The sequence below is a fragment of the Sporolactobacillus sp. PKPK-6 genome (assembly GCF_056678885.1).
This window is the reverse complement of record NZ_JBWXPA010000001.1, coordinates 1,972,882-1,995,478: the sequence shown is the minus strand read 5'-3', so window position 1 is coordinate 1,995,478 and position 22,597 is coordinate 1,972,882. Positions and strand designations below refer to the sequence as shown.

The window sequence follows — 22,597 nt, the reverse complement described above, 5'->3', positions numbered from 1 at the left end:
CCGAAAAGCGAGCACAAATAACCATTATTATGCAACAGAAGATTAACCGGTCAATGACCGGTTTTTCTATTGCGTTCGAAATGGGCGAACGGATAGGCAATGAACATCCGCTACAGAGTTATCATCAGGCAGTGTCCAAAAAGTATTTGAAATTCGTTGATCGGCTCATCATCTAAATAAAGAACCAAATTCGAACACCAACGACAGTAAACGAAAAGTATCTCTATTTTTCACAGGGTTGTCACATATTAAAAATTCCCCATTGCCATACAATATATAGTGCTTTTTATGAGTTTTTCAGACTTTTATTTTCTATATATTGATTGAAAGATGTCCAATATTCTCCTATTATAGATTGAGTAATTGTTCAAAAGGGGGTATTCATAGTGCTAAATACAAAACAAAAAACACTAACCAAACAGCTGACGATCAACGTTCTGAAACGTGATGGTCGTATTATAGATTTCAACACCGAGAAGATCACAACCGCGCTGCTAAAAGCAGCGAAGCATGTACTCGGTGAATTAGACCCGCTGACTTACCAATTAATCAATGAAATTACTAATGATGTTATCGCTGAAATCGAATCGCGTTTTCACAATGACGTTAAGATTTACGAGATTCAAAATATCGTTGAGCAGACACTTCTGACCCATCACCAGTATGACATCGCTCAAGAATACATTAATTATCGGACCCAACGCGATTTCTCGCGCAACCAGGCAACCGATATCAACTTCACGATTCGCAAATTACTACATAAAGATAAAACCATTGTGAACGAAAATGCGAACAAGGACAGCCATGTATTTAATACGCAAAGAGATTTGACCGCAGGTACCGTTGCCAAGGCGATCGGACTGAAAATGCTTCCGCCACAGGTAGCCAATGCTCAACTAAAAGGCGAAATTCATTGGCATGACTTAGACTACCAGCCATACAGCCCGATGACCAACTGCTGTCTGATCGACTTTAATGAAATGCTCAATCATGGCTTTAAAATTGGCAACGCTGATGTCGAGCCGCCGCACTCCATACAAACAGCCACAGCTCAAATGGCGCAAATTATAGCCAACGTTGCTTCCAGTCAATACGGCGGATGTTCAGCCGACCGCGTGGACGAGCTTCTCGCTCCATTTGCGAAAAAGAACTATGACAAGCATTTAGTCGATGCCAAAGAATGGGTCGATGGCGACGAACGGCAGCAAGCATTTGCTCGCAAAAAAACTAAAAAAGATATCTATGACGCAATGCAGGCATTAGAGTATGAAATTAATACTTTGTACTCTTCTCAGGGGCAGACTCCTTTTACGACTTTAGGCTTCGGGCTTGGAACAAATTGGATTGAACGAGCGATTCAAAAAGCAATTCTGCATATCCGTATTGATGGATTGGGAAAGGAGCACCGCACGGCAATTTTCCCAAAATTGGTATTCAGCTTGAAACGTGGGCTCAACCTTAATCCAAGTGATCCGAATTATGATATTAAGCAACTGGCTGTAGAATGTGCCACCAAACGGATGTATCCTGACGTGCTGATGTATGACAAGCTCATTGAACTGACTGGGAGCTTTAAAGCGCCGATGGGCTGCCGATCTTTCCTGCAAGGCTGGCATGATGAGAACGGCCAAGAGGTGAACTCCGGGCGAATGAATCTCGGTGTCGTTACCGTTAATCTGCCTCGCATTGCCATGGAATCAAAGGGAGACAAGGAAAGCTTCTGGAAAATTCTCGAAGAACGGCTTCAAATCTGCAAAGAAGCGCTGGTCTTTAAAGTGGAACGCGCAAAGCAGGCAACACCGGAAAACGCACCGATTCTTTACCAATACGGAGCTTTCGGTAAACGATTAAAACGAACGGACTCTGTCGATGAACTCTTTAAGAATTCTCGTGCGACCGTGTCACTTGGCTACATCGGCCTTTATGAAGTCGGTACTGTTTTTTACGGCAGCGCATGGGAAACCAATCAAGAAGCGAAGGATTTCGCAATCAGCGTCGTGAAAAAGCTTTGGGAACATTGCCGGGATTGGGAAAATGAATACGGCTATCATTTCAGCGTATACAGCACGCCAAGTGAAAGTCTGACGGACAAATTCTGCCGCAAAGACACCGAGAAATTTGGTAAAGTAAAGGATATTACCGACAAAGAGTACTATACCAACAGTTTTCACTATGATGTTCGAAAAGCGCCGACACCATTTGAAAAATTGGATTTTGAAAAAGATTTCCCGCCATATTGTGCCGGCGGATTCATTCACTACTGCGAGTATCCAAATCTGAAACAAAACCCAAAAGCTTTGGAAGCTGTCTGGGACTATGCCTATGATCGTGTCGGTTATTTAGGGACCAATACGCCGATTGACCAATGCTTCAAATGCGGATTCAAAGGTGAATTCAAGCCGACGGATCGCGGCTTTGAATGCCCGGAATGCGGCAACAACGACCCACAAACATGCGACGTAGTGAAACGTACCTGCGGCTATTTAGGAAATCCGCAGCAGCGTCCGATGATTCACGGCCGCCACGTTGAAATCGCATCACGCGTAAAACATATAACGCTTGGTAATGACAGCAACACGATTGCTCGACAATAAAAAGGGGGAGCACCTGATGGTCAAAAACATAGAAAGAACAGGGCCACGAAATCCGAACCCAAAGACATGGCTGGCAGAAAAATTAAGTCAGAACTATATTGCCAGCTATAAACCATTTAATTTTGTCGATGGCGAAGGCGTGCGCTGCAGTCTCTATGTCAGCGGCTGTCCTTTTGACTGCCCCGGATGCTACAATAAAGCGGCTCAGAACTTTCGCTATGGACAGCCGTACACCAAGGATTTAGAAGATCAAATTATTGAAGATATAAGTCAGCCTTATGTTCAGGGACTGACCCTGCTCGGTGGAGAACCTTTCTTAAACACGGAGGTTTGCCTGTCCCTCGTAGATCGACTCCGCAGCGAATACAAGCATACTAAAGATGTTTGGTCATGGACAGGCTATACTTGGGAGGAGTTGCAGCAAGACTCTGAAGACAAGCGCAAACTTCTGTCAAAAATTAATATTTTGGTAGACGGCCGCTTCGAGCTCACTCAGAAAGACTTGACCTTGCAGTTCCGCGGCAGCGCCAACCAGCGCATCATTGATGTTCAAAAATCATTGAAAAATGGACAAGTCGTCCTTTGGGATCGGCTTGTTAAATAAATCATTTTCTTCCATTCAGCTCGTACCTTGGATCAGGTGCGGGCTGTTTTTTTAACATTTTTCCTATTCCTCAATAGGAACCATGAAATCACATTCAGATTCCCCATACTTCGCAAACATCTTTTCCTTGTAGTCTTCAAATGACAGATGAAAATTTTCAGGGGGATTGCCGCCCAGAATGGAAAATACTCCATCTTTAAAAGAGACTAAGTAGCTTTTTCCCTGATCAACAGTATCATCCTCGAATAAAGCCTTATGCTCTTCTAAATGCTCATCTGTAACCTTATTCAACAACATACTTTTACGGCTTCCGTCTTTATTGACCAAAATAAAGATACCATTCCCATCATACTTTTCTTCCTTGTATTCAACACTTTGAGCAGTTTCGCTTACAATTAATTTGGTGTGATTATAACCACAGCGCAAGCAATAGATATAATACTCATCCGTTTTGTAATAATCATCTTTAATTGCGGAACGTCCGCAGCAGGGGCATTTTATTGCATAAATCATCGAGGCCACTATAAACTCTCTCCTTTGTTTATTCAATTAGAAATGAAATGGACTGCGAAAAAATGGGCATCTAAGAAAAAGAGGTTAAAAAAAGGATGGCGGCATAGAAGGTAAATTAAAGCGGTAAAATCGAGTTGGAAACAGCAACAAGGTTCTTTCATCCGAAAGTATTCATTATTCTCACAATTTATAATAGGCCATATGTTCGTATTTGTCTACTTTTTTTTAGGTCACTTCATAGAGCTGATGCTCAGATCTAACAAAGCAGCGGCGACAAACCAATTCACGAGATGGTAAACTATAGAAAATGGGACAAGCTGAGAGCAAGCGAGGCGGCAATACTGATGAATATACGAGATCTCAATTATTTTATACAGCTCTTTCGAGAAAATAATTTCACAAAAGTCGCACAGTATTTCAATGTCAGTCAGCCTACCATCACGGCAGCTGTTCAACGGCTCGAAAAAGAGCTGGATGTGCAGCTGGTCATTCGTGATCAATCGCATAAAGAGCTGATTTTTACAGAAAGCGGCAGACAATTCGAAAAGCATGTCATCCAAATTTTGCAGGAACTTGATGCTGCCAAGTTGGAACTTACAGCAATCAAGCAAGAACGCGTTCGCTTTGGACTTCCCCCTATAATTGGCAGTTCACTTTTTCCCGCTCTTTCAGCCAAACTTTTAGAAAAGAATTGGCTTTCTCATTTGGATACACGCGAAGACGGGTCGAAATCGCTTTTAAACCAATTGAAAAGCGGCAAGCTGGATTTGGCCCTTTTAAGCTCTACCAAGCCGATTAAGGACTCAAAGTTTACCGTCCATTTGCTCGCAAGAAAAAAATTTAAAGTCATTGTCAGTCCCAATCATCCCTTAGCACACGCAGGTTCAGTTGCATTTCAAGATCTTAAGAACGAGTCTTTCATTCAGCTCAATGAACGCTTTGTGCATTCCATTGCCTTCCGTCAGTTCAGTGAGCAGGCGCAAATTAAGCCGGCCATCATCTATCAAACAAATGACGTACCAATCATTAAAGGCATGGTTTCCAGCGGAGTCGGTATCAGCCTGCTTAGCGAAACTGCGCTTCTGCCGCAAGATCCTGTTGCCGTACTCACCCTAAAGGATCAGCCGCAGCCTGAATTTTTAATTCAGCTTGTTTATCGCTCGAACCATCTTCTGACTTCCTTGCAGCAGAACATAATGCATTTGCTTACTCAAGGAGATTTTTAAACGGCTGTATTTCCTCTTTATAAGACGATAAATTTGAATCAGCCGATTACCTTGGAATGACAGCGCTGAACTAATATTTGCTCAACCACTACCAAAATTTTTTTTGATATTGACGATATTGTCACGTTTTGGTAACATTTAATGAAAATGATAATCATTTTCATTAAAAGGAGCCAATAAAATGAATCTTTTTTCACATAAAAGAAGATTATTTACTGTAGTGGGCAGCTTGGCGCTGATTCTAGCCTTGCTGTCTGCCTGTGCCGGACAGCAAGATACCAACAATGCCAACAGCCAATCTTCTAAGCAAAGAACAATTACAGATGCAACGGGCAAAAAAACTATTCCCGCACATCCCAAAAGGGTAGCTGCCACCAGCCAACAACTCATGGAATATCTAATTCCTCTCGGCATTCCTGTCAAAGCAGCACCTAAGGCCACCATTACCGAAAAATTCTACCCCTACTTTCCAAAAGACAAGCAGAAAGGAATTCATGTGGTTGGTGATTCCGCACCTCTGAACTTCGAAGGCTTTTTAGCCCAAAAGCCGGATTTGATTTTCGTCAGAGAAGATACTCAATCCTATGACAAAATGTCTCAAATTGCACCATCAATTATGATTAAAGAAACACAGAACTGGCGCACCGATTTCAAGGCATATGCAAAGATCATGAATAAAGAGCAAGCGGCAAAGGACTATTTAGCCAAGTATCAAAAACAGGTTGATGCATATAAAGCTCAACTGAAAAAGTCTGTCGGAAATAAAAAAGTGGTTTTCATTAGGCTTCTGGACAAGCAGGTCCGTATCTATAATAATTTACCGACAAGTGTCGGCGGTGTGCTCTACCATGACCTCGGTCTGACTCCTGTTGCAGGTATTGAATCTAAGGATCTCTTTGCTGCGATATCCTTAGAAAAACTGCTTGAAATGAATCCTGACTACATCTTTGTGCAAACCGGTAAACAGGATGAGAAACCGGAAGTATCAGAAAAACGTCTGAAACAAATTACAAGCGGAGCGATTTGGAAATCACTTAATGCATTTAAAAATCATCATGTTTTTGTTGTCGACTCCAGCTTCTTTAACAATACACCAATGTCACAGCTTAATACGGCCAAAATTGTCACTGAGAAGTTAAGCAAATAAAACCGGACGCACTTATCTGGTTCCTGATCAATGTTTCGACCCTATATGATCTTTAGAAAGAACGGTGGCAAAACTGGCAGTATCAGCGTCCAAACACATGAATCGACCAATCAAAAATAGCCTCATGAAAAAGTGGGCCTTCCCAATCATTTTAATGATCGGACCGGTTTTACTGGTTCTGACTATGGGATTGTCCATCTCTTTTGGTGCGACAAACATTGATTTGAAAACGGTATGGGATGCGGTCTTTCACTATGACCCTCATCTTGTGTCGCATAAAGTTATTTGGGACCTGCGCATGCCCCGTGTACTTGGCAGTGCCATCATTGGTGCCTGCTTTGCCGTTTCCGGGGCATTGATGCAAGGCGTAACCCGAAATCCGCTCGCCGATTCAGGAATTCTAGGAATCAACGCGGGGGCAGCATTTGTTCTTGCTCTGTGCTATGCATTTTTCCCCGCACTCCCATTTTTCTATCTGATCATCTGCTCTTTTATTGGCGCAGGTATTGGTGCAGGCATCGTCTATGGGATGAGTTCGCTGTCAAGGGATGGAATGTCGCCGGTCCGTCTCGTCCTGGCAGGAGCTGCAGTCAGTGCTTTGCTCACCGCACTGAGCCAGGGCTTAGCTATTTATTTTCAAATCGGCCAGGATCTTGCCTTTTGGTACGCAGGGGGAATGTCCGGCATCCGCTGGCCTGAGCTCATGATGATCACCCCTTGGGTCGTCTGTGCATTAATCGCCTCACTGATCCTGTCACCTTCCATCACCATTCTCAGCCTTGGAGACAGCGTGGCATCCGGACTCGGCATGCACACAGGCATCATTAAAGCTGCAAGTGTCGTCATTGTGCTTATTCTTGCCGGTTCAGCTGTGTCTGTCGTCGGGGCCATTGGCTTTGTAGGATTAATCGTCCCGCATCTGACGCGCTATCTTGTTGGTACGGACTACCGCAGAGTCCTTCCCTGCACAGCGATTCTCGGCAGCCTATTGCTAATTTTGGCTGACCTTGGTGCGCGCAGCATTAATCCGCCTTATGAGACGCCCATTGGTGTTTTAATTGCACTCATCGGCATCCCATTCTTTCTCTATTTAGCCGGATCGGAAAGGAGTGATCACTGAATGACTCAACTAACGACAGCAGAACGAAGCAAAAGAAACAAATGCCTCCAAATAATGATCTTCATCAGCGGACTTATTGTTGCAGTCTTTATAATCAGCATGAATACCGGGTTTACGAAACTGGCCCCTCTTGATGTGATTCGTACACTGCTTGGCAGTGGTACAAAAGCCCAGTCACTTATTTTGTTTGAATTCCGAATGCCGCGCATCCTCATTTCCATACTCGCTGGCGCAGGTCTGGCCGTATCAGGATGTATTATTCAAAGCGTCACGCGCAGCCCGCTCGCCGATCCGGGAATCCTAGGCATAAATGCCGGTGCCGGCCTTTCGATTGTCCTGTTTATCTCTTTCTTTCAAAGTCAGCAAGCCGTTCCGGTCTTCATGCTCCCAATTGTTGCACTCATAGGGGCAGCCGCTGCAGCTGTACTTATCTATGTGCTTACACTTAAACGGCAACAAGGTTTTTCATCCACCCGTCTCTTACTGACCGGTATTGCCGTCGCATCGGGTATTAGTGCGCTCATGGTTATCCTGACGCTTAAATTCGATCCGAATCAGTATCAATTTGTGTCAACATGGCTTGCAGGAACCATTTGGGGCTCGAATTGGCACTTTGTGCTTGCGCTTCTGCCTTGGGTCCTTGTTATCTTTTCCTATGTCCTGTATCACACGCGAACACTGGATATTTTGAAGCTTGGTGAATCAATAGCCATCGGACTTGGCGTACCCATCGAAAAAAATCGACGGAGACTCCTCCTTGCTGCAGTCGCACTTGCTGCTGCCTGTGTAGCAGTAAGCGGCGGAATCGGATTCATCGGACTGATTGCACCACATCTCGCACGCCGACTCGTAGGAGCTCAGCACCTGAAGCTGCTCCCTGTTTCAGCACTAACCGGCGCACTTTTGCTGCTTGCGGCTGATACTCTTGGCCGGTGGATGCTCCAGCCGGCAGAGCTTCCGGCCGGAATTATTGTATCCGTAATTGGTGCGCCCTATTTTCTTTATTTACTGGCACATGCAAAGTGAATAAACGATTTTCTGGAGACTGCAATCCCCATCAAATTGTTGGCGTGCACTCTTATAAGATTCAGCCACTTACTTGTTTTTAATTCGGAGTTAACTCATAATATTAATTATATTTATTAGCTGTTTATCGGCTAAGATAAAATGACTTTGCTTGCAACGGGGGAATTTTTAATGAAAAAGGTGTTCTTTTTAGGACTAATTATGACGATCATTTTTACATTGACTGCTTGCGGTAGCAACTCTGCTACGTTAAGTGAAAAAGAGATTACTGTCGGCGTAACCGGCGGACCGCATCAACAAATTATGGAACAGGTTGCCAAGATTGCTAAGAAAGATGGATTGACCATCCACCTGAAAGTTTTTAATGATTATAATCAGCCGAATACCGCACTGGATACCGGTGACCTAGATGCCAGCAGTTATGAAACCTTACCCTTCCTGAAGGCACAGATTAAAGACAGAGGCTATAAAATTACCGATGTTTTTAAAACCGTCGCGTTGCCGATGGGGATATACTCAAATAAGATCAAAAACTTAAAGGATTTGAAAAAAGGGGATAAAATCGCAATACCGAATGATCCGTCCAGCCAACCGCGCAGTCTGACCTTGCTGGAAAAAGCAGGCGTAATTAAGATGAAGAAGGGGACACAAAGAACCGGCTCAACCCGTGATATCGTCAGCAATCCGAAGCATCTCGAATTTATAGCTATGGATCCCGCTCAGATTACTTCTCATCTCGATGAAGTGACCGCTGCAGCAATTAATTCGAATTTTGCTATGGGTGCTAACCTGACCATTCTGAACGACTCCATCTACCATGAGTCGCTCACTCACAATAGTTATCCAAACTATTTCGTCGTTCGAACAAAGAATAAAAATGATAAGGTCGTTAAGCAAATAAAGAATTACTATCATTCGCCTCAAATCAAAGCATACATTAGTAAAACATTTCATGGTTCTGTAGTTCCCGCTTGGTAAAAAGGGTTATGAATTAAAAAACGATCCGGTTCTTGCCTCATAATGGCATGAATCGGATCGTTTTATTTAGCTATACCCGTTCATTGACCGATGCAGACTATTTTTTAGGTCAAATAAACAACTTTAACCTTCCCTGTATTACTCATCGCTTAACAAACGTAGTACTTCATCGCATGTCCGAATTCTCCCAATCCGCGGGAAAATATAGTGACACACATAATCATGTTCTTCTTTGGTTGAAGCGGTCATTGCATCCTCAACAAAAATTTGCGAGTAGCCATGCTGATAAGCTTCACGTGCGGTCGTGTCGACACCAATTCCTGTAGAAATGCCGCAAAGCACAACAGTTTGAATACCGCGACGGCGCAATTGCGCGTCAAGATCTGTGCCATAGAATGCGCCCCATTGCCTTTTAGTCATCGTATAAGCGTTCGTAAAGTCTGCTAACTCAGGTACCCATTGATCCCAGCCCTCACTGAACCGGTTGAAACGGCTGCTTTGATCAGTATTAGGCCTCAGCATATCTTTTCCATCAAATGTGGCAACACGGACAAGAACGACAAAGGCACCTTTTTCCAGAAATTTACGAACCATGCTGCTCGCCTTTTGAACAACCTGCACACCTGTATAAGGCGCACGCGGACTGTTGACAATACCATTCTGCAGATCAATAACTATAAGAGCCGTTTTAGCCGCTGTTAAACGTTCCGTTCCTGCTTGTTTCTTATCCATAATCATTTCCTTTCCTATTTCAAATGGCCTTGTGTGATACACGATGACGATCATTGATGCTTATTTTTCGATAAATTCTAAAATAAACCCATAATGCATTAATGAGCAGCAACGCAGCAGTCATATAAAATACAGATCGGATGCCGAACCAGGCAGCAGCCTGTCCGCCAAATACGGACCCGCTGAATACACCAAAATACATTGCAGACATGCTGAATCCGAAAATTCTGCCTGTGAGTGCATCAGGGGTGATCTTTTTCACCAGAATGTTAATGGAGGGCATCAGACCCGCCGCGGTTAAGCCGAATAAGAATCTAAGGCCAATTAATTGCCATGGATTGTTCACGAATGCCATGGGAATAAAAAGGATTCCGGCAAGAATAAGCGCTGCGAGTATCACTTTTTGAGCACCGATTCGATCCGAAAGTTTCCCTAGTCTAGGCGCCGCCAGAATGTTTGCCAGTCCGGAAGCAGAGAAAGCCATGCCCGCAAAAAGAGCAATATGACTGGTACTATGAGCAATGTGTGCCACGTACACAGTAATAATCGGCTCCGCTGAATAGAGAGCAACCGTTAAAATAAAAGCAGTGACAAACAAGGTAACGGTTAAGCTTTTTTCCGGAATACTTGCCCACACTTCCCCGCTGCGCAGTACCTTATGATCCTCACGATGAAATTCCTCTTTCACAAAGAAAATTGTGGTTAAAAAGGCAACAAGCATCAGTGCACCGGTAATAAAAAACACATTTTGAATACCGGCGAATTCCGATATGAATCCACCGATCATTGGACCCAGTAAAGAACCGGCAATGTTTGCTGTTGATAACGTACCCAGCGCCCATCCGGCATGCTCATTATCTGTCTGAGTGGCAATTAATGTTGTGCAAGCCGTGCTATAACCGGTGATCACTCCTTGCAGCAGTCTCAAGCCAATGAGCACATAGACATTAGGCGCAAAACCCATGCAGCCAATCACAAGTGCCATACCGAGGCTTGCACGCAAAAGCATTGGTTTTCTCCCAAACCGGTCAGCCGCCGCGCCCCAAATGGGTGAGAAAATTGCCGAAAGAATAAACGTAATGCCAAAGGCAATCCCAGATAATTGGGCGATTGCAGCTGCATTGTGGACACCAAGATGCCGAATATAAAGCGGCAACACCGGAGCGATTTGACTCATGCCGATACCCGTGGCAAACATGCCAAACCAGCAAAAAATTAAATTTCTTTTCCAAATCGGCAAAAAAAAGCCACCCTTCTGCTGATGATTCATTGATCGTCCCACATAATGAACAATAACATCCTCATACTAGCTGAAGAATGGCCTTTATTACATGAACAATATTAGATTCCATGGACATTTTTGCTATAAAATTCTGAAGGACTCATGCCTTCAATTTTTTTAAATACCCTGCTGAAATAAAATTCATCGGTGAATCCCAATTCTTCTGCGATTTCTTTTATCTTTTTATCGCTCTCTACCAACAATGCTTTTGCCTTATCAATTTTCATCCTGTTGAAAAAAGCAATGACGGTATAGCCAGTTGTATCCTTGAAAATTCTGGATAAGTAAGCTGGTGACAATTTCACCAGATCTGATAAACCTCTTAAAGTTATGCGACAATCAATATGTTGCTGCATACATTCGATAACCTGTTCAATTTTTAAAAACGCTGTGGCCTTTTGATTCTGCTTTTTCATGGTTTCAAAAATGACTGCGATCAATTGCTGAAGCAAGATCTTGGCTGCAAATTCGTACCCAGGTTGTTTCGCATACCAGCGACTTACCAGCTTATGAAACAGATCATTCACTTGATAATGATCCTTTAATACCTGCGCCTCATGCAGCGGCAGTAGTCGTGTTTCATTTTTTATTTCCCAATGATTATCGGCAAGGTACACATGTCCATAACTAAAATGTACAGATTGAAAACAAAGGGGTTCACTACCATCGATCTCAATGGAATGCATAACAGCAGGACAAATATAGAAAAGCATGTCCTTCTCTAGAAGGTACTTTTTCTTCCCAATAGCAATATGACCTTTTCCCGAGGAAAAGCAGATCAATTCATGATGTTGAAGCGTTCTGGTGATGCTTCTCGTTTCATTTCCAGATTCACGACCTTCTCTGCTGTTGCAATAATGAATATGAAAGAAGAGATCTTTTAGCCACATGGTGCCTCCATCGTTTTCAAGCTTTATCTATTCTAAGTATTTGCTAGTAGAAAACATAATCGAAAAAATTAAATCGTCTCACTCATATGATTGAACAATTGGAGTCATACTCTGTTCTCCCTAAGCGTCTTCATTCAATTACGGATACTCATATGTTTCTCAATAAAACGGAAGAGTGTTGAAAAATACAAGTCGGGGTCGACAAGTGACGAGGCGGCATGCGTAGCATTCTTTACGAGCAAAAGCTCCTTTTCTCCGGCTGCAGCTTCGTACACGCGATGCACCATGCTCGTTGGAACAAACGTATCCTGTTCACCATGAATGAACAAAATCGGTACTTTTGCTTTTTTCAATTGCTCAACAGCCGATGCTTCAAAAATGCCATAGCCGGCACGAGACCGTGTGACCCGATCGGCAAATCGAAGGATAGGGAACGAAGGCAGACGAAAAAGATTACGTAATTCATAGGAAAATTCATCAGCCACCGATGTATAACCGCAATCCTCAACAATGCAGACCACATGATCAGGAAGCTTCTCGCCAGCCGTCATCATCGCGGTCGCGGCACCCATTGAAACGCCGAAAATGACAATCTGTGCCTGCGGATCCCATTTGATGATCTCATGAATCCAGCCGACCACATCCAGCCGGTCGTTCCAACCCATGCCGATATAATCCCCCTCGCTCTGCCCCGCTCCGCGCAGATCCGGAACGAGAGCATTAAAACCATGGTCAGCAAAAACTGATGCATAGTAGAACATATAGGAACCTTCATTCATATATCCGTGCAAAAGTACGACCCAACGATGGCCTTTCGGATGAGCATCAAACCGGCAGGCATGCAGCTTCAAACCATCGGATGCATTTAAAAAAGCGTCGGTCGGCGGACACTCCTGGAGAAAGCGTTCTTTCACAGCCTTTCGCTCGTCAATCCGTGCTTTAATAATCGGTGAAAAGTGCTCCTTCGATACTGCCGGATCAAGATTTTTCCGATGAGGCGATTGCTCCCGCGCAATGGCCAGACGATAAAAGTAACGACCGACCATACTTTCCGTCACCTTGAAAACAGCAGCTGCGGCCGTCAAAATTCCCGACACCACAAGGATCTTTGTTTTCAATTTCCCGTGCTTAATCTTTGCCTTTTCTTTTTGATCACTTGGATCACTCAGCAGCCGCATAAAACAACACCCTCCTCTCATGATTTTGCTCTACTTTAATAATAAATGAACAGAACATAAACTGACAAAAAAACGACTGAAAAATTTTTCATTAGTGATACCATACAGTGTGAGTGAGGTTTTTTAGTGTCCAAGTATGGTTCGTCTCTTCCAAGCTCTCATTATCTTGCACAAAAATGGGTTAATCAAACAGAATTTAAAAATCATGAATGATTGTTGCGTGTCAAACCTATTGAAATAGTTAAGCAGATGAACTAAAATTAGTTCAGTAGATTAACTATATTGAGGTGACATCATGGACGAAATGTACCAAAGTGCAGAAATTATTGCACAATTTTGCCGAACACAAATTAACGTAAAGAAAAATATTCCGATTCGCAATAGTGAAATGGGTGTTTTAATCTATTTAGTCAGAAGTGAAGAAGCGGTAACCCCTTTACAAATTGCTCAATTCTTCGCAGTATCAAAACCAATGGTTACTGAAATGATCAATTCCTTGAATAGAAAAAAATACTTAATAAAACACTCTGATCAAACAGATGGGAGAAGTTATAAAATATCTCCAACTTCACTAGCTAAAGAGCTCGTCAATGAATCTTATAAAGAATACTTGAAAATGCTATACACCTTAGAAAAGAAGATGGGGCAAGATGATTTTAGACAATTGGTTCACTTAATCAGTAGAGCAAATCAGATATTAGCAGAGGAGAAATGAAATTGGGTAAAATTTTAGTCACTGGAGCATCAGGGAACTGTGGTACATTTGTTTCGCATACATTAGTGAAATTAGGAGAAATTGTTGTCCGTACCTACACAACAAATAATCGATTACCTGCCTTAGAACATTCAACAGATGTTAAATTTGATTTCACTGACCCTTCAACCTTTGAAAATGCGTTAAAGGGTGTAGATCGAGTCTTTTTAATGAGACCTCCTCATTTAGGAAAGCCCGAAGCTCTTTTTCCATTCATAGAATGTATGAAGAATCATGAAATTAAACTTGTATGTTTTCTGTCATTAATGGGAATCGAAAAAAATAGCATTCCTCCGCATTACAAAATAGAAAAATATATTGAAAAACTAGAAATTCCTTATGCTCATATTCGACCAGGATTTTTTATGCAAAACATTTCAGGCGTTCATGCTGTAGAAATTCGTGAACAAGACACTATTTTTGTACCCGCAGGAAAAAGTAAGACAAGTTTTATTGATGCAAAGGACATTGGAGAGGCCACGGCGGTCATCCTGCATAACTACCAGAACTATGTAAACACAGCACATACAATTACAGGACCGGAAGCATTAGATTATTACCAAGTTGCAGAAATTCTATCCAAAGTTTTAAGCAGAAAAATTACCTATGCAAAGCCCTCCTTTCTTAACTATCGAAGCGTGTACATTAAAAAAAGAAAGCTCAACAAAACGTATGTAAACGTTACTGTGGCTTTATATTTTATGACCCGAATGGGAACTGCTAAAAACGTAACGGACGATTTTTATCAAATTACTGGTAAACAGCCCAGAAGCTTTGAATCATTTGCAATGGACAATAAAAATGATTTTTTGAAAGTATAAATCTTGAGACATCTAATACTTTTCTTTTAGATCTTATAAGGTGGAAACATAGCAGGTGCAGATAATTTATTCATCTTTTTCTCTAAGCAATGATATCGCTATCGAAATAGTGTCTTTCCTTTGATTCGGCCAGCCTAAATATTTTGGTTAACTGCTTTTTAAAACCTTGCTGATCATATATGTCACTAAATAGTAGCCCACGCATGGTGTCAATTTAGTAAAAGAAATGTCCATTTTTTCGAATCCATTTGTTGGTCTATTTGACCACTTACTTTCCCCATGTCCAAGAGGTTAGTTAACGACTGGGGGGATAAATAAAATACCCTGGGTGACTACGTCTTATCCGATCACGAGTGACATAACAACTTTACTGTTTGGTAAGCTTGGTGGTTTATTTGGTCACATAGGTTAGGTACAAGTCCAGACAGAGAATGAACCGCCATTAACCGGAAAGATTCCCTGTCCGTCTTCATCAATTTTTACTTGAGCCTGCTGATGACCCATTTGATCGGCATATTTTTTTCCCTTGTTTTCTGAACCGACATTCATTGGAATCTGATTCTCATCGCCTGTCGAAAGAATAACGACGAGTCCACCTGGATGCTGGTCCGTGCCGGAACGGGTCCAGCCAATACAATGTTCATCCTGAAAGTAATCCATTTGATCGCCATAGGCAAATTTTCTGCGCAGATTCATCAAGCTATCCAGATCCTTCTGAAATCCTTTTGATGGCTTCGGTCCTTTAAGGCCGTAATAGTCACCATAAAAGATAACCGGAAATCCTTCCGCACGAAGCAGAATCAGACTGTACGCCTGCAATTTGAACCAAGGCGCGACACTGGACTCGAGTGATTGTCCCGGCTGGGTATCGTGGTTATCGACAAAGGTGACGGCAAGAGATGGGTGCTCCTTCATCAAAGTCCCCTCCAAGATTTGCCGCAAATCATAGTCCCTCCCCTGCTGCGCTGCCTGATAAAAATTGTTATGCAGCGTCACATCGAATAAATCAAGTTTAAAGTCGGTATCTTCAAGATAATTCTCCACCCCCTGCGTCTCATCCTTCCAAAACTCGCCAACCAAATAAAAGGAATCGCGGTAGGTCCTGCGAATATGCTCAGCCAATTGAGCAATGAACGCGCGGTTAATATGCTTCACCGCGTCAAGCCGGAAACCATCAATTCCAGTCGTTTTCAAAAACCAGTTCGCCCACTCTTTAATCTCCCGGATAACGTCGGGATGACGATAGTCAATATCTGCATACATCAAATAATCATAATTGCCGTTTTCATTATCCACCAAATCGTCATCGGCCCATCCCTTATTAAGTCCTTCAATCATATAAATGGCCTTTTTGCTGGTCAGCTGATCATAATCAACCCCAGAAAAGTGCTCCCACGTCCATATAAAATCGGAATACTTTCCTTTACGCCCAGGAAAGTTGAACCGTGTCCATCCTTCAATTTCGTGGGCCTCGCTGAGCTTTTCTTGGCGGTTAGTCGGATTCACCTCGTAGGCTTGAAAACGTTCGCATGCATCGGCACCTGCTTTGTGATTCAGCACGATATCGGCATAGACCGATAGACCGTGATCGTGCAACTCCGCGATTGCAGCCAGATAATCTGCTTTTGTTCCGTACTTGGTTCGGACGGTTCCCTTCTGATCGAATTCTCCCAGATCATAGAGATCATAGATGCTGTAGCCAACATCTTCCTGCTTGCTACATTTGAACACGGGCGGCAACCAAACAGCCGAGATCCCTATCGTTGCCAAATGCTCAGCATCTGCCTTTAAGCGTTCCCAATGTTTCCCATCATTGGCCAAATGCCATTCAAAATATTGCATCATCATTCCATTTTCCATCACGCATCCCTCTTTACCAGCTGGCCCTTTGTTAAAAAATCTTTACTGCCTATTCCCATTTTCTGGTTTGGTAAAACTTTTTTTGCGTGAATGGCTATTTTTATCTCGTTCTTTTAGCGATGCGAAGCGATCGTATAAAAGAACCAAATGATCCACTAGAACATCCAAATTATTTATATCTAAGGGTTATCGTGCTTTTGTTCACTCATCCGAGCGTGATTGGCTAGCAATGTCCTGCCGTCCCTCTTTTTACTTACGCCCAAATACCTTGCCCTCTTAGTCTTTCTTAGATAACTTGAAAAAACATTCTCTTCAGAAGCAGCTTCAAGATTTTCTGTGCACGACCAGGTGAACCTTACGATCCTGACCGACGCCAAAAGCCAACACAGTCAGGAGGACAGCACAGATAAGAAGAAAGATTTTAGCCGCTTCCCAGCTGCCGGAAAGATCATGAATATAGCCTGTGATGACCGGGGCAACAGCAGCCATCAGATAACCAACAGATTGTGCCATGCCGGAAAGCTTTATGCTTTCCTCTGCCGTATTTGTCCGCAGGCTGAAAAGTGAAATAGCAAAACTGAACGAAGCACCACTGCCGATGCCGATCAGAACCGACCAAAGATAGATCCAGTGTCCGCTAAGCAGACCGCCGAATGCAATCACATAAATGGCGCAAGCTGATACAACAAGCTTCGTCTGGTTTTTGAATCGACTCGCAAGGACAGGTGCAAGAAAAGAAGTGGGCAGGGAAACAATCTGGATGACCAGAAGCAGAAAACCGCCCTGACTCATCGACAGTCCTTGCGCGTTCAACATCGAAGGAAGCCAGGCGAGCACGGTATAAAAAAGAATAGATTGAATGCCCATGTAGAGAGTCACGAACCAGGCCAGCCCGGAGCGCCAGATTGAGCCAGTAGGTTCCCTGTTTTCTTCTTCTGATGAAGATACCTTTGATTCTTTCCTACGTAGGAGGGGCCAGAGGGCAATGAGTGCAGCCAGGGACAGCAAACACCATATAAGCAGACTCCCCTTCCAGCCCAGATGCCCGTTCACGGCAAGCGGCAGACCAAAACCCGAACTGATACCTGCCCAAAGCGACATAGATACTAAATAAACTCCGGTCATTAAACCGATGTCCTGCCGGAACTGAGATTGAATAAAACTGGGCAGAATCACGTTTCCGGCCGCAATAGCGACTCCCACAACTGCCGTACCGACGAACAGACCAAATATACCCGGTACAAGAGAGCGAACCAGAATGCCTGCAGTCAGCCAGGCCATACTGAAAAACAGCATGCGGACCATGCCCCATCGGCGAACGAAACGAGGCGTTATCGGTGCAATAAAAGCAAAGGCGAGCATAGGAAGTGACGTTAGCAACCCGCTCAGCGTTCCATTAATGCCTGTATCCCTCTGAATCAAATGAATAAGAGCACCGACAGCGGTAAAGGGAGCGCGAAGGCATGCAGATATTAATAAAATTACTAATAGCAAGATGAATCCTGTTTGCTGATGATGTTTTTTTACCATGTTACTTATCTCCATCTCCGACTTCCGTCTTTATTTATTCGTGAAAAAAGCACACGTATTATACAAAATTGTTACTTACAAACTGTTATATCAGCTCACGTTCCTGTATTTTGGTGAAGAAATTAACTTCCTTCATCTACTTATGATACGGTTCGTTTCGCATAATCTTAAACGCTCGATAAATTTGCTCGATCAAGATCAAGCGCATGAGCTGATGCGGAAACGTGAACTTGGAGAAGGAGAGCTGGAAATCTGCTCTGCTCAGAACTTCATCGCTCAGGCCGTTTGATCCGCCGATGATGAAGGCAATGTCACTGTGACCATACGTTGCCAGTTCCTGAATTTTTGCTGCGAAGTCTTCGGAAGGCATCTGTTTTCCCTTGATAGCCAGTGCGATTGCGTAGGCATGATCGGGCAGTTTCTTCAGCAAGCGTTCACCTTCGGAACGTTTCACCTGTTCGATTTCCGCTTCGGAAAGATTTTCCGGTGCTTTCTCGTCGGTGACTTCCATAATAGTTACTTTTGCATAGGGACCCAGCCGTTTTGCATACTCATCAATTCCTTGTTTAAAATATTTTTCTTTTAGTTTTCCAACCGTTAAAATACTGATATTCACAACTTATCCCAACCTTATTAAGAGTTATGCACAGAAGTTATGCACATATCCACAGGTCGTTTCTATATTCTGTATGGAATCATTCGTTTGCCACAAGATATGCGCATCGAAAAATGTTGTATTTTGACGAATGTGGATAACTATTTTCATCATAAATACTCAGAATTTGTCACAATTCACTATTTATTCATTCATTGCCTTTTTCATGTGCCATTGTGTTCTGCATATACGAATAACTCCCGTGATACCGGACTTTTCCCTGTTTTTACTCTTTTTACAACTATGTTTTCTTTATATTTTATCATAGTTGAATGTGATGAATTTTCAGAGTTATGAACAGTTTTTCCTCAAATGTGGATAAGCTGTGGATATTTATTCGATGATGCACACAAATTGTCCACAGACCTGCTTGTATTTGTTCACAACATCTGTCCACAAGGTTACGCACATTGCGCATAAGAAAAACCGAGCAAAAAGCGCCCGGTCCTTCATTAAGTAACGAGTAAAATAAGCGGAGATTTTCCGGTTATATGCACCATGGCGCTAGTTTTGCCTGTAAATAAGGGTAATTTTTCCGCTTATTCAGAGAAAAAACCTCTATTTTTACGTTTTTCGATTCAATAAGGGTAATTTCTCCGTCTATTTAAGCGATTTTACCATTCATTTTCAATTTAAGCGGAATTTTTCCGTCTATTTCTCAGATTGGGCGCTTGCCTGATCGCCCACCCGAATCTTATAACGCTGATCATTATACCAGCAAGGCAGAACGATATACTTTCTTTCCTTGTAAGAAAAACCGGGCAAAAAGCGCCCGGTCCTTACTTTCGCAGGATGTGATGGCTTTCGCGTTGCATACAGGACGTATGCGTATTTAGCGAAAGCTCCTTTACACTTGCGAAAGTTCCCTTTTTTAGCATTGATTTGTGTCTTTATGGTGTGAATCATCGCTTCGGTTGCTCGCATCAACTGAGCGCGACCGCGGGCGCACCGCGAGCCTCCTCAGACAAGCAGAAATCTGCGGGGTCTCGCTGGCACCTGATCCCGCAGGCGTCTCGCACCTCCGCTTTGATTTTCGGCCAAGACACTGGTTTATTCGTTTAAATACGGGGCAAAATCTTATACTTTCTTATCTTGTAAGAAAAACCGAGCAAAAAGCGCCCGGTCTTTAATCTCCAGCCATGTGTGATTGGTTTGTGTCTTTACAGTGTTGAATCATCGCTTCGGTTGCTCGCATCAACAGAGCACGACCGCGGGCGCACCGCGAGCCTCCTCAGACAAGCAGAAATCTGCAGGGTCTCGCCGGCACGCGATCAACAGAGCCGCACCCGCAGGCATCTCACCTTTCGTGTCTAGTTTCTTACTTTTTGTTAATTCGAAAATCATATACCTTCTTTACCTGTAAAAAAACGGGCTCAATAACCTTAATTTCGGTCATTGAACCCGCCTGATATTTACCTATTACGAAAATGTCTTGCTTCCTAATGTTAACTTGGATGTGTGCACTTTGCCCATCCGATAATATTTAATATTCACTGTCTGTCCGGCATGAAGCTCCGTGTACATGTACGTTGAAAATTCAATATAGCTTTTGATTTTATGTCCATTGATCTCCGTAATGACATCGCCTGCTTCGAGCCCGCTCTTGGCAGCAGGACTTGAGCTTTGAACATCGGTAACAACCAGTCCGGTCTTTACATCGGACGGCAGCTGTAGTTGCTTTGCTTCTTCATTCGGTACCATGGAAAGGTCGACGATACTGACGCCCAGCATCGGCCGTTCAATTTTGCCCCCGGATTCAAGTTTGTTGATGACCGGTTTCGCAACATTAATTGGAATTGCAAATCCGATACCTTCAACGCCCTCATCAGTACCGCTTCCTGTCGACGCAATTTTTGATGAGTTAATACCGATGACCTGACCTGCAATATTCACAAGAGCACCACCGCTGTTCCCAGGGTTAATGGCCGCATCTGTTTGGAGAACCTGTGCCTCGATTGAAGCGTTGTTGCTTTCAACCGGAATCGTTCGGCTCGTCGAACTGATAATTCCTTCAGTTACCGAACCGGAAAATCCGAGCGGGTTGCCAATTGCAATCGCCGGCTCGCCTCGCTTTAGTTTGGACGAATTGCCGAACTCTGCAACGCTTTTAACGTTCTTCGCCGGGATTCGCAACACTGCCAAATCATAAAGTGCATCTTTTCCCAGAACTGTAGCATTTGTTTTTAATTCATCATTCAAGCGAACTTCCACTTTTTCCGCACCAGAAACCACATGGTTGTTCGTTACCACATAAGCATACTGATTATCCTTTTTATAGATAATACCTGAACCGATTCCTGATTCAGTATACTTATTATCAAAGAAATTTGCCTTTTGCAGATTAATGACGGCTACAACTGCAGGTGATACCTTGTCTACCGCCTCAGTAACCGATGAGGTAACATTAACATTCATTTGCCGATTGAATGTCGGATTGCTCACATTATTGGAATTCTGTGCGCCTGTCGACACCTGATAGGGAAAGACGCCTAGATCCGAAAGTATAGGAGCAAAGATCAAAAGACAAACCATACCGACGACAGCCCCGATGAAACCCGAGAAAAACCAACCGCCACGCATGCGGGTTTCTCGTTTTTGGCGGGAATTACCTTCGGATTCCGAATCGCTCCCTATGTGGTTGTCATCATAATACCCCATACACATTTCCCCCTCACAACATTTACAATGATACCCGGAACCAAAGAAACGCGCACGATCTTCAAAACGATCTGAAGTCCCAGTAATCACATAACTTCTTTATCAATAATTTACCACTGAATATCTTGCTAATAAAAATTATGTGACTATTTCTATATGCATCGCAAAATTGCCGTTGTTCTATGTAAAGAATAGCCAAAGTCACCATCAACTAAACCTAAATCGCGGTTAATTCCGTTGCGTGATCAGGATCGGTATCATGAAGAGCTACTTCCCTTCCTAATTTAAGCCCAATGCTTTCCAAACGCTGACCGACACTCATCCGTGCCAATTCTTTCATATTATTATCCTTGCTCAAATGGGCAAGATAAATTTTCTTTGTCCGGTCTCCAAATACATCAGTCAGTGCGAGCCCTGATTCTTCATTTGAAATATGACCGGTATCGCCCAAAATACGCCGTTTCACACTCCATGGATAGCGCCCCATCATGAGCATCTCTGTATCATGATTTGCTTCCATAATATATGCATCTGAGTTATTAATTAACCCCTTAATATGCTCGGAAACATAACCGAGATCAGTCAGCAGTGTCAGCTGCTTCTCGTGATCATGAACAACATAAAACATCGGATCAGCAGCATCATGGGAAACAGAGAACGACTCAAGAACCAAGCCTCCGAATTCCTTCGTTGTATTCGGCGCAAACTCAAATTTCTGCTCGACTGGAATCTCGCCAATTCCGGCCGACATCGCCTGCCATGTCTTCTTATTTGCATAAACCGGCGTATGAAAACGGCGCGCGAAAATGCCAAGCCCTTTGATATGATCACTGTGTTCATGGGTGACCAGAATCCCATCGATATCTTCTGGTCGGCGTCCGATTTGCCCTAGTAATTCAATCATTTTCTTGCCGCTTAATCCGCAATCAATTAATAAATGTTGCTGCTCCGTTTCGATATAGAGCGAGTTCCCCGTACTGCCGCTTGCCAGTACACTAAAATGTAACGTCACTTCTACCCCTCCCAAGG

20 protein-coding genes are annotated in these 22,597 nt (G+C 43.3%); 10 read left to right on the top strand and 10 right to left on the bottom strand.

The features are described from left to right. Positions 1–29: 29 nt before the first annotated feature. The 3 genes from AC1MBV_RS09815 to nrdG all read left to right on the top strand — a co-directional run bounded on the left by AC1MBV_RS09815 (position 30) and on the right by nrdG (position 3,198). Positions 30–176: a hypothetical protein gene (locus AC1MBV_RS09815; RefSeq protein ID WP_480948161.1), complete on the top strand. Its 147-nt coding sequence runs from the start codon at positions 30–32 to the stop codon at positions 174–176. 210 nt (positions 177–386) lie between these two features. Then, positions 387–2,594, top strand: a complete 2,208-nt coding sequence (gene nrdD, locus AC1MBV_RS09810) for an anaerobic ribonucleoside-triphosphate reductase (RefSeq protein ID WP_480948160.1) — start codon at positions 387–389, stop codon at positions 2,592–2,594. 16 nt (positions 2,595–2,610) lie between these two features. Next, the gene (gene nrdG / locus AC1MBV_RS09805) at positions 2,611–3,198 is read left to right on the top strand and encodes an anaerobic ribonucleoside-triphosphate reductase activating protein (protein ID WP_480948159.1); all 588 of its coding nucleotides are present in this window, start codon (positions 2,611–2,613) and stop codon (positions 3,196–3,198) included. A gap of 63 nt (positions 3,199–3,261) precedes the next feature. Here nrdG and AC1MBV_RS09800 read toward each other — a convergent pair whose 3' ends face one another. Next, on the bottom strand, positions 3,262–3,720 hold the full coding sequence (locus AC1MBV_RS09800) for a hypothetical protein (RefSeq protein WP_480948158.1): 459 nt from the start codon (positions 3,718–3,720) through the stop codon (positions 3,262–3,264). A 335-nt stretch (positions 3,721–4,055) separates the two neighbouring features. Here AC1MBV_RS09800 and AC1MBV_RS09795 point away from each other — a divergent pair, with 335 nt between their 5' ends. The 5 genes from AC1MBV_RS09795 to AC1MBV_RS09775 all read left to right on the top strand — a co-directional run bounded on the left by AC1MBV_RS09795 (position 4,056) and on the right by AC1MBV_RS09775 (position 9,208). Further along, on the top strand, positions 4,056–4,937 hold the full coding sequence (locus tag AC1MBV_RS09795) for a LysR family transcriptional regulator (RefSeq protein WP_480948157.1): 882 nt from the start codon (positions 4,056–4,058) through the stop codon (positions 4,935–4,937). Positions 4,938–5,118: 181 nt separating this feature from the next. Then, the gene (locus AC1MBV_RS09790) at positions 5,119–6,084 is read left to right on the top strand and encodes an ABC transporter substrate-binding protein (protein WP_480948156.1); all 966 of its coding nucleotides are present in this window, start codon (positions 5,119–5,121) and stop codon (positions 6,082–6,084) included. Positions 6,085–6,181: 97 nt separating this feature from the next. Beyond that, positions 6,182–7,204, top strand: coding sequence for a FecCD family ABC transporter permease (locus AC1MBV_RS09785; protein ID WP_480948155.1), 1,023 nt, complete (start codon positions 6,182–6,184; stop codon positions 7,202–7,204). Beyond that, entirely contained in the window at positions 7,205–8,230 is a 1,026-nt protein-coding gene (locus AC1MBV_RS09780) for a FecCD family ABC transporter permease (RefSeq protein WP_480948154.1), read from the top strand. A 171-nt stretch (positions 8,231–8,401) separates the two neighbouring features. Further along, positions 8,402–9,208: a MetQ/NlpA family ABC transporter substrate-binding protein gene (locus AC1MBV_RS09775; RefSeq protein WP_255748724.1), complete on the top strand. Its 807-nt coding sequence runs from the start codon at positions 8,402–8,404 to the stop codon at positions 9,206–9,208. 138 nt (positions 9,209–9,346) lie between these two features. Here the strand turns inward: AC1MBV_RS09775 and AC1MBV_RS09770 are convergent, their stop codons facing one another. From AC1MBV_RS09770 to AC1MBV_RS09755, 4 genes are all read right to left on the bottom strand, one after another. Continuing rightward, complete coding sequence (locus AC1MBV_RS09770; RefSeq protein ID WP_480948153.1) at positions 9,347–9,940, bottom strand: isochorismatase family protein; 594 nt, start codon at positions 9,938–9,940, stop codon at positions 9,347–9,349. Between the two features lie 19 nt (positions 9,941–9,959). Further along, on the bottom strand, positions 9,960–11,180 hold the full coding sequence (locus AC1MBV_RS09765; RefSeq protein ID WP_480948279.1) for a multidrug efflux MFS transporter: 1,221 nt from the start codon (positions 11,178–11,180) through the stop codon (positions 9,960–9,962). A 101-nt stretch (positions 11,181–11,281) separates the two neighbouring features. Further along, the gene (locus AC1MBV_RS09760; protein ID WP_255748723.1) at positions 11,282–12,112 is read right to left on the bottom strand and encodes an AraC family transcriptional regulator; all 831 of its coding nucleotides are present in this window, start codon (positions 12,110–12,112) and stop codon (positions 11,282–11,284) included. 134 nt (positions 12,113–12,246) lie between these two features. Then, positions 12,247–13,290: an alpha/beta hydrolase gene (locus AC1MBV_RS09755; protein WP_480948152.1), complete on the bottom strand. Its 1,044-nt coding sequence runs from the start codon at positions 13,288–13,290 to the stop codon at positions 12,247–12,249. A 295-nt stretch (positions 13,291–13,585) separates the two neighbouring features. On the opposite strand from AC1MBV_RS09755, the gene AC1MBV_RS09750 reads away from it, so the two are divergent. Further along, the gene (locus AC1MBV_RS09750; RefSeq protein ID WP_480948151.1) at positions 13,586–14,005 is read left to right on the top strand and encodes a MarR family winged helix-turn-helix transcriptional regulator; all 420 of its coding nucleotides are present in this window, start codon (positions 13,586–13,588) and stop codon (positions 14,003–14,005) included. Further along, positions 14,002–14,865, top strand: coding sequence for an SDR family oxidoreductase (locus AC1MBV_RS09745; protein ID WP_480948150.1), 864 nt, complete (start codon positions 14,002–14,004; stop codon positions 14,863–14,865). Before AC1MBV_RS09750 ends, AC1MBV_RS09745 begins: the two co-directional genes overlap by 4 nt. A gap of 408 nt (positions 14,866–15,273) precedes the next feature. Here the strand turns inward: AC1MBV_RS09745 and AC1MBV_RS09740 are convergent, their stop codons facing one another. From AC1MBV_RS09740 to AC1MBV_RS09720, 5 genes are all read right to left on the bottom strand, one after another. Further along, positions 15,274–16,728 (bottom strand): alpha-amylase, encoded by a 1,455-nt coding sequence (locus AC1MBV_RS09740; protein WP_480948149.1) that lies wholly within the window; start codon positions 16,726–16,728, stop codon positions 15,274–15,276. Positions 16,729–17,049: 321 nt separating this feature from the next. Further along, positions 17,050–18,255, bottom strand: a complete 1,206-nt coding sequence (locus AC1MBV_RS09735; protein ID WP_255748718.1) for a CynX/NimT family MFS transporter — start codon at positions 18,253–18,255, stop codon at positions 17,050–17,052. Between the two features lie 136 nt (positions 18,256–18,391). Next, positions 18,392–18,871, bottom strand: coding sequence for a 23S rRNA (pseudouridine(1915)-N(3))-methyltransferase RlmH (rlmH, locus tag AC1MBV_RS09730; RefSeq protein ID WP_480948148.1), 480 nt, complete (start codon positions 18,869–18,871; stop codon positions 18,392–18,394). Positions 18,872–20,329: 1,458 nt separating this feature from the next. Next, positions 20,330–21,568 carry a S1C family serine protease gene (locus AC1MBV_RS09725; RefSeq protein ID WP_255748715.1) on the bottom strand — a complete coding sequence of 413 codons (1,239 nt, stop codon included), beginning with the start codon at positions 21,566–21,568 and terminating at the stop codon, positions 20,330–20,332. A gap of 217 nt (positions 21,569–21,785) precedes the next feature. Then, a complete protein-coding gene (locus AC1MBV_RS09720) occupies positions 21,786–22,580 on the bottom strand; it encodes an MBL fold metallo-hydrolase (protein WP_255748714.1) in 795 nt (264 codons plus the stop codon). Positions 22,581–22,597 lie beyond the last annotated feature (17 nt).

Bases quoted from the DNA above. Each gene is read 5' to 3' on its own strand.
- AC1MBV_RS09815 (WP_480948161.1), top strand. From the start codon at position 30: ATGCAACAGAAGATTAACCGGTCAATGACCGGTTTTTCTATTGCGTTC.
- nrdG (WP_480948159.1), top strand. From the start codon at position 2,611: ATGGTCAAAAACATAGAAAGAACAGGGCCACGAAATCCGAACCCAAAG.
- AC1MBV_RS09795 (WP_480948157.1), top strand. From the start codon at position 4,056: ATGAATATACGAGATCTCAATTATTTTATACAGCTCTTTCGAGAAAAT.
- AC1MBV_RS09790 (WP_480948156.1), top strand. From the start codon at position 5,119: ATGAATCTTTTTTCACATAAAAGAAGATTATTTACTGTAGTGGGCAGC.
- AC1MBV_RS09785 (WP_480948155.1), top strand. From the start codon at position 6,182: ATGAATCGACCAATCAAAAATAGCCTCATGAAAAAGTGGGCCTTCCCA.
- AC1MBV_RS09780 (WP_480948154.1), top strand. From the start codon at position 7,205: ATGACTCAACTAACGACAGCAGAACGAAGCAAAAGAAACAAATGCCTC.
- AC1MBV_RS09775 (WP_255748724.1), top strand. From the start codon at position 8,402: ATGAAAAAGGTGTTCTTTTTAGGACTAATTATGACGATCATTTTTACA.
- AC1MBV_RS09770 (WP_480948153.1), bottom strand. From the start codon at position 9,940: ATGGATAAGAAACAAGCAGGAACGGAACGTTTAACAGCGGCTAAAACG.
- AC1MBV_RS09760 (WP_255748723.1), bottom strand. From the start codon at position 12,112: ATGTGGCTAAAAGATCTCTTCTTTCATATTCATTATTGCAACAGCAGA.
- AC1MBV_RS09755 (WP_480948152.1), bottom strand. From the start codon at position 13,290: ATGCGGCTGCTGAGTGATCCAAGTGATCAAAAAGAAAAGGCAAAGATT.
- AC1MBV_RS09750 (WP_480948151.1), top strand. From the start codon at position 13,586: ATGGACGAAATGTACCAAAGTGCAGAAATTATTGCACAATTTTGCCGA.
- AC1MBV_RS09745 (WP_480948150.1), top strand. From the start codon at position 14,002: ATGAAATTGGGTAAAATTTTAGTCACTGGAGCATCAGGGAACTGTGGT.
- AC1MBV_RS09735 (WP_255748718.1), bottom strand. From the start codon at position 18,255: ATGGTAAAAAAACATCATCAGCAAACAGGATTCATCTTGCTATTAGTA.
- AC1MBV_RS09725 (WP_255748715.1), bottom strand. From the start codon at position 21,568: ATGGGGTATTATGATGACAACCACATAGGGAGCGATTCGGAATCCGAA.